The sequence below is a fragment of the Pseudomonas sp. PA27(2017) genome, assembly GCF_001945445.1.
Taxonomy (GTDB): Bacteria; Pseudomonadota; Gammaproteobacteria; order Pseudomonadales; family Pseudomonadaceae; genus Aquipseudomonas.
Map to the genome: position 1 here is coordinate 13,419 of NZ_MSXW01000060.1, position 14,379 is coordinate 27,797.

The following is a 14,379-nucleotide window of genomic DNA, read 5'->3' on the forward strand; positions in this document are numbered from 1 at the left end:
ATGAGCGCCGTACTCGACATCGAACTCATCCGCACCTTTCACGCCGTGGCGCGTAGTGGGCGCTTCAAGGCGGCTGCCGAACAGTTGCACAAGAGCCCGGCGGCGATCAGCGTGCATGTCCAGCGCCTGGAGTCTGTCGCCGGCGGCCGGCTGTTCGATCGCGACAACCAGTCGGTGGCGCTGACCGCGCTGGGCAAGCGGCTGCTGCGTTCGACAGGCGAATTGCTCAGCACCCATGACCGGGTACTCGCCGAGCTGCATGGGCCACGGCTGGTAGGGCGCATCCGCCTGGGAATACCCGATGAGTACGCCGCCCACGTGATCCGCGACATCCTGCCGATCTTCGCGGCGGCCTGGCCCAACGTGGTGCTGGAGGTGAAAACCGCCCCCAGCTACACGCTGCGCGAGCAGGTACAGGCCGGCAAGCTGCACGGTGCGGTGCTCACCCTGCCGTTGGGCCAGCGCGAGCCAAGGGCCCAGGTGCTGGTCGCCACCACGCCGGTGTGGGTCGCGGCGGCGGCCTTTCCCCAGGCCTGGAAGGAGACGCTACCGTTGGCCATCCATGCAGCCGAATGCCCGTACCGCAGCCTGATGCTGGAATCGCTTAAAGCGGCGGGTCACGCCTGGCGGGTGGTGCTGGAAAGCCCGTCCAGTCAGGCCATCAGGGCCTGTGTCGAATCGGGGCTGGCGGTTACCCTGATGGACCGCGCGAAGATGAGCAGCGCCATGCGCATCGTCGAGGAACTGCCCCAGGCTGCCGAGCACGAGGTGATGTTTCTGCGTTCGGCCCAGGCGCAGCACGACGAAGCCCTGGAGCTGTTGGCCCAGGCCATTCATCAGCATTTTCGGCTGTGATCAGCGGTGCTTGGTGCTCGAGCGCAGCTTGTAGCGTTCGCCCGGGTGAGTCAGGCGCACGTAGCTGATCAGGTGCTCGCCCGACCAGGTGCGGCGAATCATCGACAGGCACGCGGCGCCGATGGCGATATCCAGCCATTCGGCGGTGCGGGCGTCGGCGTGCACGGCCTCGACCACATGCTCTACATCACTGATCGGGCAACTGGCGACCAGCACTTCGTTGGGCGTCTGCTTGGAAAAGTCGCTGCTCAGGTAATGGGGCACCCAGCGTGGATTGACGAAGCGATCCTCGAGCTGGATCGGCACGCCGTCTTCCAGGTGCACGAGGATGCTGTGAAACACCTCGGCGCCGATGCGCAGGCCCAGGCGTAGCGCCACCTCGTCATCGGCGGCCAGCGCTTCGCTGCGCAGGATGCGATTGGCATAGGCATGGCCGCGGGCGCGCACCTCGGCGGCGATGTTCATCACTTCGTGCAGTGACGACTCGGACTTGCGGTCGGTGACGAAGGTGCCCAGGCCCGCCTGGCGGATCAGGTAACCCTGCTGCACCAGGTTGTTGATGGCCTTGTTGGCGGTCATCCGGCTGACCGAAAAGTCCCTGGCCAGCTGTTCCTCGGGAGGAATCTGGTGATGCAGCGGGTAGTCACCGTTGCCGATGCGCTCGAGCAGAAAATCCTCGATGGCCTTGTAGCGCGGGGTGGTGGTCACGAAAGCTCCTTGGCAAGACCGGGTGCGCGGATGATAGCGCGCGATTCACTCTGTAGGAGCCCCGCCCCGGGGCGAAGCGGTTGTGGCCACTCAGCACAACCCGCAGTGTGTCCATCATTCGCCGCGAGGCGCGGTACCTACAAAGACCCTAGCTCGGCTCAGCCTACCGACGGCAGCAAGCCGGCCGGCAGCAGCGGCGTCAGCACGCGCTCGGCCAGCAGTTCGTTGGCGGCGGCGATGTCCGGCGCGAAGAAGCGATCCTCGACGTAGTAGGGCACCTTGGCGCGCAGCGTCTGGCGCGCGCGTTCCAGTTTCGCCGAGCTTTTCAGACCATAGCGGAAGTCCAGGCCCTGGCAGGCGCCCAGCCATTCGATGGCGAGGATACCGCGTACGTTCTCGGCCATCGGCCACAGGCGCTTGCCGGCGTTGGGTGCCATGGACACGTGATCTTCCTGGTTCGCCGAGGTCGGCAGGCTGTCGACGCTATGCGGGTGGGTCAGGGCCTTGTTGTCGCTGGCCAGGGCCGCGGCAGTGACCTGGGCGATCATGAAGCCCGAGTTGACCCCGCCGTTCTCGACCAGGAAAGGCGGCAGCTGCGACATGTGCCGATCCATCATCAGCGAGATGCGGCGCTCCGAGAGGGCACCGATCTCGGCCAGGGCCAGGGCCAGGTTGTCGGCGGCCATGGCCACCGGCTCGGCGTGGAAGTTGCCGCCGGAGATCACGTCACCCTGTTCGGCGAACACCAGCGGGTTGTCGGACACCGCGTTGGCCTCGATCTGCAGCACCTCGGCGGCCTGGCGCAGCTGGGTCAGGCAGGCGCCCATGACCTGGGGCTGGCAGCGCAGCGAGTAGGGATCCTGCACCTTGTCGCAGTTGGCGTGGGAGCGCGCCACTTCACTGCTGTCGCCGAGCAGGTCGCGATAGGCCGCCGCCACGTCGATCTGCCCGTGCTGGCCGCGGGCGGCATGGATGCGCGCATCGAAGGGCGCCCGCGAGCCGAGCATGGCCTCTACGCTCAAGGCGCCGCACACGGTGGCCGCGGCGAACAGGTCTTCGCCCTCGAACAGCCCGCGCAATGCGTAAGCGGTCGATACCTGGGTGCCGTTGAGCAAGGCCAGGCCTTCCTTGGCGGCCAGCGTCAGCGGCTGCAGGCCGGCCACCGCCAGCGCTTCACTTGCCGGCAGCCACTGGCCTTTGTGACGGGCCTTGCTCTCGCCGAGCAGCAGCAGCGACATGTGCGCCAGCGGCGCCAGGTCGCCGGACGCACCCACCGAGCCCTTGAGCGGGATATGCGGGTAAACCTCGGCGTTGATCAGCGCGATCAACGCATCGATCACCGTGCGGCGAATGGCCGAGAAGCCGCGCGCCAGGCTGTTGACCTTGAGCAGCATGATCAACCGCACCATGGCGTCGTCCAGCGCCTCGCCGACACCGGCAGCGTGGGACAGCACCAGCGAGCGCTGCAGCTTTTCCAGGTCGTCCGGGGCAATGCGCGTCGAGGCCAGGAGGCCGAAGCCGGTGTTGATGCCGTAGGCGGTGCGGCCTTCGGCGAGTATCTGCTCGACACAGGCGACGCTGGCGTCGATGCCGGCGTGGGCGCTGGCGTCGAGCGTGACGTTGACCGGCTGCAGGTACACGGCACGCAGCTGGGCCAGGGTCAGCGCGCCCGGTTTGAGGTTCAGGGTGGTCATGAATCAGGCTCCTCGGGTGATCATCGGCAGGTTCAGGCCCTGCTCGTGGGCGCACTCTATGGCGATTGGGTAGCCGGCGTCAGCGTGGCGCATCACGCCACTGGCCGGGTCGTTGGTCAGTACGCGGGCGATGCGCTCGGCAGCCTCGTCGCTGCCATCGCAGACGATCACCACCCCCGAGTGCTGGGAAAAGCCCATGCCCACGCCGCCGCCATGGTGCAGCGACACCCAGGTGGCGCCGCCAGCGGTGTTGAGCAGGGCGTTGAGCAGCGGCCAGTCGGATACCGCGTCGGAGCCATCCATCATCGCTTCGGTCTCGCGGTTGGGGCTGGCCACTGAGCCGGAGTCCAGATGGTCACGGCCGATCACCACCGGCGCCGACAGCTCGCCGCTGCGCACCATCTCGTTGAAGGCCAGGCCCAGCTTGGCTCGCTGGCCCAGGCCGACCCAGCAGATACGCGCCGGCAGGCCCTGGAAGGCGATGCGCTCGCGGGCCATGTCCAGCCAGCGGTGCAGATGGGCATCGTCGGCGATCAGTTCCTTGACCTTGGCGTCGGTCTTGTAGATGTCCTGCGGATCACCCGACAGCGCCACCCAGCGGAACGGGCCGATGCCGCGACAGAACAGCGGGCGAATGTAGGCCGGCACGAAGCCGGGGAAGTCGAAGGCGTTGGCGACCCCTTCATCCTGTGCCATCTGGCGGATGTTGTTGCCGTAGTCGAAGGTCGGCACGCCCATCTTCTGGAACGCGAGCATGGCTTGCACGTGCACGGCCATGGACTGCTTGGCGGCCTTGACCACCTCGGCCGGTTGGGTTGCGGCGCGGTCGCGGTACTGCTCCCAGGTCCAGCCGGCCGGCAGGTAGCCGTTGAGTGGGTCGTGGGCGCTGGTCTGGTCGGTGACCATGTCCGGGCGCACGCCGCGGCGCACCAGCTCGGGGAGGATCTCGGCGGCATTGCCGTGCAGGGCGATGGAGATCGCCTTGCCTTCGGCTGTGTATTGGCCGATGCGCGCCAGGGCGTCGTCCAGGTCTTCTGCCTGTTCGTCGACGTAGCGGGTGCGCAGGCGGAAATCGATGCGGCTTTGCTGGCACTCGATGTTCAGCGAGCAGGCGCCGGCCAGGGTGGCGGCCAGTGGCTGCGCGCCGCCCATGCCGCCGAGCCCGGCGGTGAGCACCCAGCGGCCCTTGAGGTCGCCGCCGTAGTGCTGGCGCCCGGCCTCGACGAAGGTTTCATAGGTGCCCTGGACGATGCCCTGACTGCCGATGTAGATCCACGAACCGGCGGTCATCTGCCCGTACATGGCCAGGCCCTTGGCATCCAGCTCGTTGAAGTGCTCCCAGGTCGCCCAGTGCGGCACCAGGTTGGAATTGGCGATCAGCACCCGCGGCGCATTGGCGTGGGTCTTGAACACGCCCACCGGCTTGCCGGATTGCACCAGCAGGGTCTCGTCGTCGTTCAACTGCTTGAGGCTCTCGACGATGGCATCGAAGCATTCCCAGTTGCGCGCTGCCCGGCCGATGCCGCCATAGACCACCAGCTCCCTGGGATTTTCCGCCACCTCGGGGTCGAGGTTGTTCATCAGCATGCGCAGCGGCGCTTCGGTCAGCCAGCTCTTGGCGGTGAGCTGAGTGCCACGCGGGGCGCGGATGACGGTATCGCGAAAGGTGGTCATGGCGGGTTCCTCGATTGCAGGGGCAGTAGGGGCGGGCGGCATCACAGCCACCCCAGGTGTAGGGCCAGGTGGCCGAGCGGCAGGCTGAACAGCAGGCTCAGCAAGCAGCGTTGCAGCCACACCAGCAGCAGATCGCGCAGGCGCAGGGGAATGCGGGTGGCGAGCATGCAGGGGATGGAGGCGGAGAAGAACAGCACGCTGCTGACCGAGACGATGGCGGTCACGAAGCGCACCAGTTGGTCGGCGTCCTTGAGCAGGATCACCGGCAGGAACATTTCCGCCAGGCCCGAGGCCAGAGCGCTGGCTACCTGCATCGGCTGCTCCAGGCCGAACAGCCAGGTCAGCGGGTAGAGCAGCAGGCCGATGGCGTCGAACAGCGGCGTGTACTTGGCAGCCAGCAGGCCGAGCAGGCCGACGGCCAGGATGCTTGGCAGAATGTACGCGGTCATGCGCAAACCATCGATGAAGGTGCCCCACAGCGACACGTGCAGCGAAGGCGCGCAGGCGGCCCGCGCCACCCCGGCGCGCCAGGCACTGGCGAAGCGGTTCTCGCCCTGCTCCAGTTCGGCTTCCGGCAGGCGCTCGGCAGACAGTGAAGCCAATGGATAGAGGCGCGCCGTGACCGAAGTGACCAGAAAGGTGATCAGCAGCGTGCTCCAGAAATACAGGTTCCAGTGCTCCATCAGGTCCAGGGTCCTGGCCACCACCACCAGAAACGGCACCGACACGGTGGAGAAACCGGTGGCGATGATCGCCGCGTCGCGCAGGCTGTACTGGCCTTCGCGGTACATACGGTCGGTGATCAGCAGCCCCACCGAATAACTGCCGGCGAACGAGGCGATGGCATCGATCGCCGATTTGCCCGGGGTGCGCCACAGCGGGCGCATCACCGGCTGCATGAGTACGCCAACCAGCTCCAGCAGCCCGAAGCCGATCAGAAACACCAGCGCCAGGGCGCCCAGGGGCACGATCACCGCCAGGCTCAGCACCAGCTTCTCGAACAGAAAGGGCAACATGTCCGGCTGATACAGCGCCGCCGGGCCGAGCTCGAGCAGGTAGGCGATGCCCACCAGCAGACCGAGGCTTCTGAGCACGCTGAACAGGATGGTGGTCACGCTGTTGCGCCAGGAACCGTCGAACCAGGGCATCACCGCGCCGTAGAGCATGAACAGCAGGGCGCAGACGATCACCAGCGGCCGTGCATGGGTTTGCAGGGCCGAGGCGGCGTGGTCGAGCAGCAGGCTGGAGCGCCCGGCCAGTTCCATCGGCACGAAGAACAGCAGGATGCCGACCAGGCTGTAGCCGAGCAGGCGCGCGATGGCCACCGGGGCGCTCAGGGGCGTTGCGCTGGTCATCTCGAGGCGTCGGCTGGCGTGGTCAGGGCTTTGATGAACATTGGCAATCTCCGTGCTTGTTGTTATGGGAGAAGTGGGCGCGAGCGCTCAGTCGCTCGTCGTGAGCAGGTGCAACAGCCGGGCGGCAGCGCGGGCGGTGCGGTTGTCGATGTCGTGCTCTGGGTTGACCTCGGCGACGTCGATCAACCGCAGCTTGCCGCTGGCTTTCAGGCGCAGCAGCAGGGGTTCGAGCAGCGCCAGCGGCACGCCGCGGGCGGCTGGCGCGCTGACGCCGGGCGCTTCGCAGGCCGGCAGTACGTCGATGTCCAGGGTCAGGTAAAGCAGGTCGCAGCCTGAGACGAAGGCGTCCAGGTCGCGGCCGATGGCCTCCAGGGTGGCCTCACGAATCTCGCGGTCTTCGCGCACCAGCACGTTCAGCTCGGCGGCGCGATCGAACAACGCGCGGGTATTGCTGGCGCGGCTGATGCCCAGGCAGGCGTAATTGAACGGCCAGCCACGCGCGGCGCACTGTTCGGCGATCTGCGCGAAGGGCGTGCCCGAGGAGTGCACGTGCGCCGGGTCGCGCAGGTCGAAATGGGCATCGAAGTTGATGATGCCAATGCGCGGGGCGGCCCTCCGCGGGGCGGCCTTCCGCGGGGCGGCGCTCCGCGCATCGGCTCGTTTTTCCAGGTGTCCGGCCAGCCCGGACCAGCTGCCGTAGGCCACTTCGTGTCCGCCGCCGAGCACCAGCGGCAGGTGTCCGCTGTCGAGCAACGCGCACACGCCGTTGGCCAGGCGCGTCTGGGCGGCCTCCAGGTCGCCGTCTTCGCAGACGATATCGCCGGCTTCGAAGGCCGGCGCGTCGCGGTGCCAGGCCAGGTTGGCCAGTGCCTTGCGCAGCGCTACGGGGCCGCCCACGGCACCCACGCGGCCATGGTTGCGCTGCACGCCTTCGTCACAGGCGAAGCCGAGCAAGGCGATGCCCGGCTCGGCACCGGCGTGCAGCGGCTGGATGCGCTGGTGCCAGCGGGCGCTGTCCGGTTCGGGGTCGACGCGGCCGGTCCACGGGGCCATGGTGAAACGGTCAGCGTGCATGGCTGATGACTCCATTGAAGACGCGCTGGCGCAGGCGCCCGGCCTGCACGGCATAGGCCAGCTCGGCTGGTTGGCGAACGTCCCACAGGCACAGGTCGGCGACTGCGCCAATCGCGATGCGGCCCAGCTCCGGGCGGCCGAGGGCACGCGCCGCGTGGGCGGTCATGCCGGCCAGGGCTTCGCGTGGGGTCAGGCGAAACAGGGTGCAGGCCAGGTTGGCCATCAGCGTGGGCAGGCAGATCGGCGAGGTGCCGGGGTTGGCGTCGCTGGCCACTGCCATGGGCACGCCGTGGCGGCGCAGCAGTTCGATGGGCGGCAGGCGGGTTTCGCGCAGCACGTGAAAGGCCCCGGGCAGCAGCACGCCAACGGTCCCAGCCTCGGCCATGGCGCGCACGCCGTCCTCGTCCAGGTACTCGATATGGTCCGCGGACCAGGCGCCATAACGGGCGGCCAACGCGCTGCCGCCCAGGTTGGACAACTGCTCGGCATGAGCCTTGATGGCCAGGCCATGGCGTTGTGCAGCCTGGAAAACCCGCTCGCATTGGGCCGGGGAGAAGGCGATGCCTTCGCAGAACACGTCCACTGCGTCGGCCAGGCGCTGGCTGGCGGCGGCCGGAATCATCTGCTCGCAGACCAGCTCGATATAGCCGTCGGCATCGTCGACGTACTCCGGCGGCAGGGCATGGGCGCCCAGCAGCGTGGTGCTGATGCGCACCGGCCGCAAGGTGGCCAGGCGCCGCGCCACGCGCAGCATCTTCAGTTCGTCGTGCAGGGTCAGGCCGTAGCCGGATTTGATCTCCAGGGTGGTGACGCCATCGGCCAGCAGGGCATCCAGGCGCGGCAGGCTGGCTTCGATCAGCTCCTCCTCACTCGCGGCGCGGGTGGCCCGCACGGTGCTGAGAATGCCGCCGCCGTTGCGGGCGATGGTTTCGTAGCTGACGCCTTCGAGGCGCTGTTCGAATTCGCCGGCACGATCACCGGCATACACAAGGTGGCTATGGCAATCGACCAGGCCGGGCGTCATCACGCCGCCGCTGGCTGCTTGTTCGGCACCAGCGGCCAGGCTCGGGTCGAACTCGTTCTCCGGCCACAGGCCGTCAATAAGCCCATGCTCGACCCGCACGGCCATCGGCTCGGGGAGCTGTTCGAGGCCATCGAACAGAGTGACGTTGCGCCAGAGCAGGGGAGTGGACTGGGAGGAAGCCATTGCAGATCGCCTTTTTTGTAATGTATATACAATTAAGCGAAAGGCCTCAGATGGTCAAGCCCTGTGCACTATTGTCGGCACATTTAGAAGCGTGTGACGTTATCGATGTATATACATTTTCCCGGCTGGCAGATGACTCAGGAGCGATCCTGGGGATGGCGCTTGGCGAGAGGGAAGGCCGGCAGCCAGGCTTCGCGCCGGCTCGTCCAGCATTCGTAGGAGGGCTGCAGCTGATCGGGTGCGTCGAGGGCGCCCAGGTGGATTTCGATTTCATCGCCACTGCGGGCGAACAGCGAGGAACCGCAACGCGGACAGAAGTGGCGCCCGGCGTAGCTATGGGTTGCGCCGCTGACCGTCACGGCATCGCGGATGAAGATCGCCGCGGCGTAGAACAGCGCGCCATGGTGCTTGCGGCAGTCGAGGCAATGACAGATGCCGACTCGCTCAGGTTGGCATGCCGCTGAGAGTCGGACCTGGCCGCACAGGCAGCCGCCGGTGAATGGATCCATGCCGCACCTCCTGCAGGCTCATGGCATGGAGCCTAGGGTCTGTTCCCGTTTCAGCGCGAGCCGCGTTGCCGCGAGAAATGGCCTCCGGTTAGACGCAGGACGCAGGGAATGGTTGCTCCCTTGCCAAGTCCTGCAACGACAGCGGAGGCCATTTCCCGCGCAACCCGAAGGGCCGGGCCAGTTTTTGTGCGATGCGGCGTTACTCGATGGCTCATTTGACCTGCCAAACTTCGCATCTCGTGCCTTGCCTCGCACAAAAACTGGCTCCGGCGCGGCCGTGCGTGAAACGGGAACAGACCCTAGCAGCAGGTGAGCGCGCGGCGAGTCAGGGGCGATAGGCGCGCAGGAACATCTCGACGGTGGCATGGGCGTGTTGCTCCTGCTGCGCCTCGGTCTCCGGCTCGCCGCAGCCGATCAGCAGGCGAAAGTTGGCACAGCCCTTGAGCAGGGAGAAGAACTGATCGGCGGCGAGCTTCGGCGATTCGATACGCAACTGGCCGCTCTGGTCCATCTTGGCCAGCAGGCGCTCCATCTCGGCGAGCAAGCGCTGTGGCCCGGCCTCGTAGAAGATTTTCGCCAGTTGCGGGTCCTGGGTGCCGAGGCTGGTCATCAGGCGATGCAAGTCGACGGACTCGCTGCTGTTGAGCAACTGGCTGAAGCCGCGGGCGATGTTGAGCAGCACGTTATGCACGGTCGCGCCGGCGGGAAACTCGAAGAACAGCTCGGGCAACTGCTCTTCGCAGCGGGCCTTCACCGCGGCGCAGAATAGCGTCTCCTTGTCGTTGAAGTGGCTGTACACCGTAAGCTTGGAAACGCCGGCATGGGCGGCGATGGCGTCCATGCTGCTGCCGGCGTAGCCGTAGCGCAGGAACAGGCATTTGGCCGCTTCGAGAATGGCTTCGCGCTTGGCGAGATCCTTGGGGCGACCGGGGCCGCTGGACTGCAATGACGTGTCTGACATCGGGCGATTTTAATACTGGACTGCCGAGTACGCTATTTTTAATATACCCGGCAGTACAAATATTAAAAAGTTCCCGCTGAAAGGACGCTCATCATGTTCTGCCATGCTCTGTATCGCCTCGCGCCCCTGTGCCTGGCTCTGTCCCTGGTTGCCTGCAGCGACGCGCAGGCGCCGCAGCCGGGCATTCGACCGGCCATGGTCGCGCAGCCGCAGCTGTCGGCGGAGCAGGTGGACAGCTACCCAGGCGAGGTCAGGGCGCGGCTGGAACCCGAGCTGGCCTTTCGCATCGCCGGCAAGGTGACCCGGCGGCTGGTCGAAGTGGGCCAGCGGGTCGACAAGGATGCGCCACTGGCCGAGCTGGACCCGCAGGACGTGCGCCTGCAGCTCGACGCCTCCCGCGCCCAGCTGCAATCGGCCGAATCCAACCTGCAATTGGCGCGCGCCGAGCGCGACCGCTACCGCACCCTGCAGCAACGCGGGATGATCAGCAAATCCCTGGCCGACAACGCCGAAAACACCTTTCGCGCCGCCGAAGCGCGCCTGCGCCAGGTGCGCGCCGAGCTCAACGTCGCCGACAACCAGGCCGGTTACGCCGTGCTGAAAACGCCACAGAGCGGGGTGATCGTGCAGCGCCGTGCCGAGGTCGGGCAGGTTGTGGCAGCCGGGCAGACGGTGTTCGTGCTGGCCGCCGATGGCGAGCGCGAGGTGCTGATCGACCTGCCCGAGCAGGTGATCAGGCATCTCGCCATCGGTCAGGAAGTGGCCGTGGAGCTGTGGTCGCAGCCTGGCGAGCGGCTGGCCGGGCGCGTGCGTGAGCTGTCGCCCGCGGCCGATTCACGCTCGCGAACCTATGCCGCCCGGGTGGCGCTGCAGGCGTCCGAGGCGCAGGTCGAGCTCGGCCAGAGCGCCCGGGTGTTCATCGCCCGCAATGGCGACGTGCCGCTGGCAGTGCCGCTGTCGGCACTGAGCGCGGAACAGGGCCAGCCCTACGTCTGGGTGGTCGACCCCCAGACTTCCACGCTCAAGCGTACCGCCGTGCGGGTCGGCGCCTATGGCGAGAAGAGCGTGCCGGTGCTCGACGGCCTGAAGGCCAGCGACTGGGTGGTGGTGGCCGGTGTGCAGGTGCTGCTCGACGGCCAGCAGGTGCGCCCGGTGGATCGGCAGAACCGTGCCGTCGACCTGGCTGCCAAGGAGTAAGCGCCGATGTCGTTCAACCTGTCCGCCTGGGCGCTGCAGCACCGCCAGATCGTGCTCTACCTCATGCTGCTGCTCGGCGTCGTCGGCGCGCTGTCCTACACCAAGCTGGGGCAGAGCGAGGATCCGCCGTTCACCTTCAAGGCCATGGTGGTGAAGACCAACTGGCCGGGCGCCACCGCCGAGCAGGTGTCGCGCCAGGTCACCGAGCGCATCGAGAAGAAACTGATGGAGACCGGCGAGTACGAGCGCATCGTGTCGTTCTCGCGGCCCGGCGAATCCCAGGTCACCTTCATGGCCCGGGACTCGATGCACTCCAACGAGATTCCCGAGCTCTGGTACCAGCTACGCAAGAAGATCGGCGACATTCGCCATACGCTGCCCGCCGGTATCCAGGGGCCGTTCTTCAACGACGAATTCGGCACCACCTTCGGCAACATCTACGCGCTGACCGGCAACGGTTTCGACTACGCAGTGCTCAAGGATTACGCCGACCGCGTGCAACTGCAGCTACAGCGGGTCAGGGATGTCGGCAAGGTCGAGCTGGTCGGTCTGCAGGACGAGAAAATCTGGATCGAGCTGTCCAACACCAAGCTCGCTACCCTCGGCCTGCCGCTCGCTGCAGTGCAGCAGGCTCTCGAACAGCAGAACGCCATGCCCGTGGCCGGCTTCTTCGAGACCGACACCGACCGGGTGCAACTGCGCGTCAGCGGCAACTTCGAGACGGTCGAGCAGATCCGCGATTTCCCCATCCGCGTGGCTGACCGCACCTTCCGCATCGGCGACGTGGCCGAAATCAGCCGCGGCTTCAATGATCCGCCGGCGCCGCGCATGCGTTTCATGGGCGAGGATGCCATCGGCCTGGCGGTTTCCATGAAGCCGGGCGGCGACATCCTGGTGCTCGGCAAGGCGCTGGAAAGCGAGTTCACCCGCCTGCAGAACAACCTGCCGGCGGGCATGCAGTTGCGCAAGGTGTCGGACCAACCAGCGGCGGTGAAGACCGGCGTCGGCGAGTTCGTCAAGGTGCTCACCGAGGCGCTGATCATCGTGCTGCTGGTCAGCTTCTTCTCCCTCGGACTGCGCACCGGGCTGGTGGTGGCGCTGTCGATTCCCCTGGTGCTGGCGATGACCTTCGCCGCCATGTACTACCTCAACATCGGCCTGCACAAGATTTCCCTCGGCGCCCTGGTGTTGGCGCTGGGCCTGCTGGTGGACGACGCGATCATTGCCGTGGAGATCATGGCGATCAAGATGGAACAGGGCTACGACCGCCTCAAGGCGGCGAGCTTCGCCTGGACCAGTACGGCCTTCCCGATGCTCACCGGTACGCTGATCACCGCAGCAGGCTTTCTGCCGATTGCCACTGCGCAGTCGGGCACCGGCGAATACACCCGCTCGATCTTCCAGGTGGTAACCATCGCCCTGTTGATGTCCTGGGTGGCGGCGGTGATGTTCGTGCCGTACCTGGGCGCGCGACTGTTGCCGGACCTGGCCAAGCGCGCGGCCCTCAAGCATGGCAGCACGGGCGGGCATGACCCTTATTCAACGCCTTTCTATGCACGTGTGCGTCGCCTGGTCGACTGGTGCGTGCGCTGGCGCAAGACGGTCATCGTGCTGACCCTGGCGTTGTTCGTCGGCTCGATCTTTCTGTTCAGGTTCGTGCCGCAGCAGTTCTTTCCCGCTTCGGGGCGCCTGGAATTGATGGTCGATTTCAAGCTGGCCGAAGGCGCTTCGCTGATCGCCACCGAAGCTGAGGTGCGGCGCCTGGAACAGCGCCTGGCGGGTCATCCGGGTGTGGACAACTACGTGGCCTATGTCGGCACTGGCTCGCCACGTTTTTACCTGCCGCTGGACCAGCAGCTGCCGGCCACCAGCTTTGCGCAGATCGTGGTACTGGCCAAAACCATCGAGGAGCGCGAGGCCGTACGCGCCTGGTTGATCGACGTGTTGCGCGATGAATTCCCGAGCCTGCGCACGCGCATCTCCCGCCTGGAGAATGGGCCGCCCGTCGGCTACCCGGTGCAGTTCCGGGTTTCCGGCGAGCATATCGAAGAGGTGCGCGCCCTGGCCCGTCAGGTCGCCGACAAGGTGCGCGCCAACCCCGATGTGGTCAACGTGCACCTCGATTGGCAGGAGCCGAGCAAGGTGGTGTACCTGAACATCGACCAGGAGCGCGCCCGGGCTCTGGGCGTGAGCACCGCCGATGTGGCCAGGTTCCTGCGCAGCTCGCTCAATGGCTCGTCGGTCAGCGATTACCGCGAAGACAACGAGCTGATCGAAATCCTCCTGCGCGGCACCTCGACGGAGCGCCAGGCGCTGCAGCTGCTACCGAGCCTGGCGGTGCCCACCGACAGTGGTAAGAGCGTGGCGCTGGCGCAGATCGCCAACCTGGAATACGGCTTCGAGGAAGGGGTGATCTGGCACCGCAATCGCTTGCCGACCGTCACCGTGCGCGCCGATATCTACGGGCCCCAGCAGCCGGCCACGCTGACCAGGCAGATCCTGCCGACCCTGGCCGACATCCGCGCCAGCCTGCCGGATGGCTACCTGCTGGAAGTCGGCGGCTCGGTAGAGGATTCCTCCAAGGGTCAGGCCTCGGTAGTGGCCGGCGTGCCATTGTTCGTCGTGGTGGTGCTGACCCTGCTGATGCTGCAGCTCAAGAGCTTCTCGCGCATGACCATGGTGTTTCTCACCGCGCCCCTGGGGTTGATCGGCGTGACCCTGTTCCTGCTGCTGTTCGGTCAGCCGTTCGGCTTCGTGGCGATGCTCGGCACCATTGCGCTGTCGGGGATGATCATGCGCAACTCGGTGATTCTGGTCGATCAGATCGAGCAGGACCGCGAGGCGGGGCTGGACAGCTGGAACGCCATCGTCGAAGCCACCGTGCGGCGCTTCCGGCCCATCGTGCTGACCGCCTTGGCCGCGGTGCTGGCGATGATCCCGCTGTCGCGCAGCGTGTTCTTCGGGCCAATGGCGGTGGCGATCATGGGCGGTCTGGTGGTGGCCACGGCGCTGACCCTGCTGTTTCTGCCGGCATTGTATGCGGCTTGGTTCAGGGTCAAGCCGAGCGATAGGGCGCAGGCAGAGGGTGACAGTTAAGGGCCTGATGGGATTTGAGAACTCGTGTTGCTGGGGAGCGTTGGTATAA

General features: G+C 66.5%; 11 protein-coding genes. 3 read left to right on the forward strand and 8 right to left on the reverse strand.

Translation table 11 applies throughout. The annotated features are described in order from the left end of the window. Complete coding sequence (locus BVH06_RS21380; RefSeq protein ID WP_075935408.1) at nucleotides 1–855, forward strand: LysR family transcriptional regulator; 855 nt, start codon at nucleotides 1–3, stop codon at nucleotides 853–855. Here the strand turns inward: BVH06_RS21380 and hutC are convergent, their stop codons facing one another. The 8 genes from hutC to BVH06_RS21420 form a co-directional block, all read right to left on the reverse strand. Then, the gene (hutC, locus tag BVH06_RS21385) at nucleotides 856–1,563 is read right to left on the reverse strand and encodes a histidine utilization repressor (RefSeq protein WP_075935409.1); all 708 of its coding nucleotides are present in this window, start codon (nucleotides 1,561–1,563) and stop codon (nucleotides 856–858) included. It abuts the gene before it with no gap. Between the two features lie 158 nt (nucleotides 1,564–1,721). Beyond that, the gene (gene hutH / locus BVH06_RS21390; protein ID WP_075935410.1) at nucleotides 1,722–3,257 is read right to left on the reverse strand and encodes a histidine ammonia-lyase; all 1,536 of its coding nucleotides are present in this window, start codon (nucleotides 3,255–3,257) and stop codon (nucleotides 1,722–1,724) included. Nucleotides 3,258–3,260: 3 nt separating this feature from the next. Next, the gene (gene hutU, locus BVH06_RS21395; protein WP_075935411.1) at nucleotides 3,261–4,931 is read right to left on the reverse strand and encodes a urocanate hydratase; all 1,671 of its coding nucleotides are present in this window, start codon (nucleotides 4,929–4,931) and stop codon (nucleotides 3,261–3,263) included. 41 nt (nucleotides 4,932–4,972) lie between these two features. After that, the gene (locus tag BVH06_RS21400) at nucleotides 4,973–6,286 is read right to left on the reverse strand and encodes a YjiH family protein (protein ID WP_075935412.1); all 1,314 of its coding nucleotides are present in this window, start codon (nucleotides 6,284–6,286) and stop codon (nucleotides 4,973–4,975) included. A gap of 87 nt (nucleotides 6,287–6,373) precedes the next feature. After that, the gene (hutG, locus tag BVH06_RS21405; RefSeq protein ID WP_075935413.1) at nucleotides 6,374–7,360 is read right to left on the reverse strand and encodes a formimidoylglutamase; all 987 of its coding nucleotides are present in this window, start codon (nucleotides 7,358–7,360) and stop codon (nucleotides 6,374–6,376) included. Then, nucleotides 7,350–8,567, reverse strand: coding sequence for an imidazolonepropionase (hutI, locus tag BVH06_RS21410; protein ID WP_075935414.1), 1,218 nt, complete (start codon nucleotides 8,565–8,567; stop codon nucleotides 7,350–7,352). Before hutI ends, hutG begins: the two co-directional genes overlap by 11 nt. Before the next feature lie 137 nt (nucleotides 8,568–8,704). Further along, nucleotides 8,705–9,076, reverse strand: coding sequence for a GFA family protein (locus tag BVH06_RS21415; RefSeq protein WP_075935415.1), 372 nt, complete (start codon nucleotides 9,074–9,076; stop codon nucleotides 8,705–8,707). A 325-nt stretch (nucleotides 9,077–9,401) separates the two neighbouring features. Then, nucleotides 9,402–10,037 (reverse strand): TetR/AcrR family transcriptional regulator, encoded by a 636-nt coding sequence (locus tag BVH06_RS21420; protein WP_075931401.1) that lies wholly within the window; start codon nucleotides 10,035–10,037, stop codon nucleotides 9,402–9,404. A gap of 93 nt (nucleotides 10,038–10,130) precedes the next feature. Between BVH06_RS21420 and BVH06_RS21425 the strand changes: the two genes are divergently transcribed. Next, entirely contained in the window at nucleotides 10,131–11,234 is a 1,104-nt protein-coding gene (locus tag BVH06_RS21425; protein ID WP_075935416.1) for an efflux RND transporter periplasmic adaptor subunit, read from the forward strand. A 6-nt stretch (nucleotides 11,235–11,240) separates the two neighbouring features. Continuing rightward, a complete protein-coding gene (locus BVH06_RS21430) occupies nucleotides 11,241–14,330 on the forward strand; it encodes an efflux RND transporter permease subunit (protein WP_075935417.1) in 3,090 nt (1,029 codons plus the stop codon). The last annotated feature ends 49 nt before the right edge of the window (nucleotides 14,331–14,379 follow it).

Excerpts from the sequence above, each read along its gene's own strand:
- BVH06_RS21380 (WP_075935408.1), top strand. The coding sequence starts at position 1 with ATGAGCGCCGTACTCGACATCGAACTCATCCGCACCTTTCACGCCGTG.
- hutH (WP_075935410.1), bottom strand. The coding sequence starts at position 3,257 with ATGACCACCCTGAACCTCAAACCGGGCGCGCTGACCCTGGCCCAGCTG.
- hutU (WP_075935411.1), bottom strand. The coding sequence starts at position 4,931 with ATGACCACCTTTCGCGATACCGTCATCCGCGCCCCGCGTGGCACTCAG.
- BVH06_RS21400 (WP_075935412.1), bottom strand. The coding sequence starts at position 6,286 with ATGACCAGCGCAACGCCCCTGAGCGCCCCGGTGGCCATCGCGCGCCTG.
- hutG (WP_075935413.1), bottom strand. The coding sequence starts at position 7,360 with ATGCACGCTGACCGTTTCACCATGGCCCCGTGGACCGGCCGCGTCGAC.
- hutI (WP_075935414.1), bottom strand. The coding sequence starts at position 8,567 with ATGGCTTCCTCCCAGTCCACTCCCCTGCTCTGGCGCAACGTCACTCTG.
- BVH06_RS21415 (WP_075935415.1), bottom strand. The coding sequence starts at position 9,076 with ATGGATCCATTCACCGGCGGCTGCCTGTGCGGCCAGGTCCGACTCTCA.
- BVH06_RS21420 (WP_075931401.1), bottom strand. The coding sequence starts at position 10,037 with ATGTCAGACACGTCATTGCAGTCCAGCGGCCCCGGTCGCCCCAAGGAT.
- BVH06_RS21425 (WP_075935416.1), top strand. The coding sequence starts at position 10,131 with ATGTTCTGCCATGCTCTGTATCGCCTCGCGCCCCTGTGCCTGGCTCTG.
- BVH06_RS21430 (WP_075935417.1), top strand. The coding sequence starts at position 11,241 with ATGTCGTTCAACCTGTCCGCCTGGGCGCTGCAGCACCGCCAGATCGTG.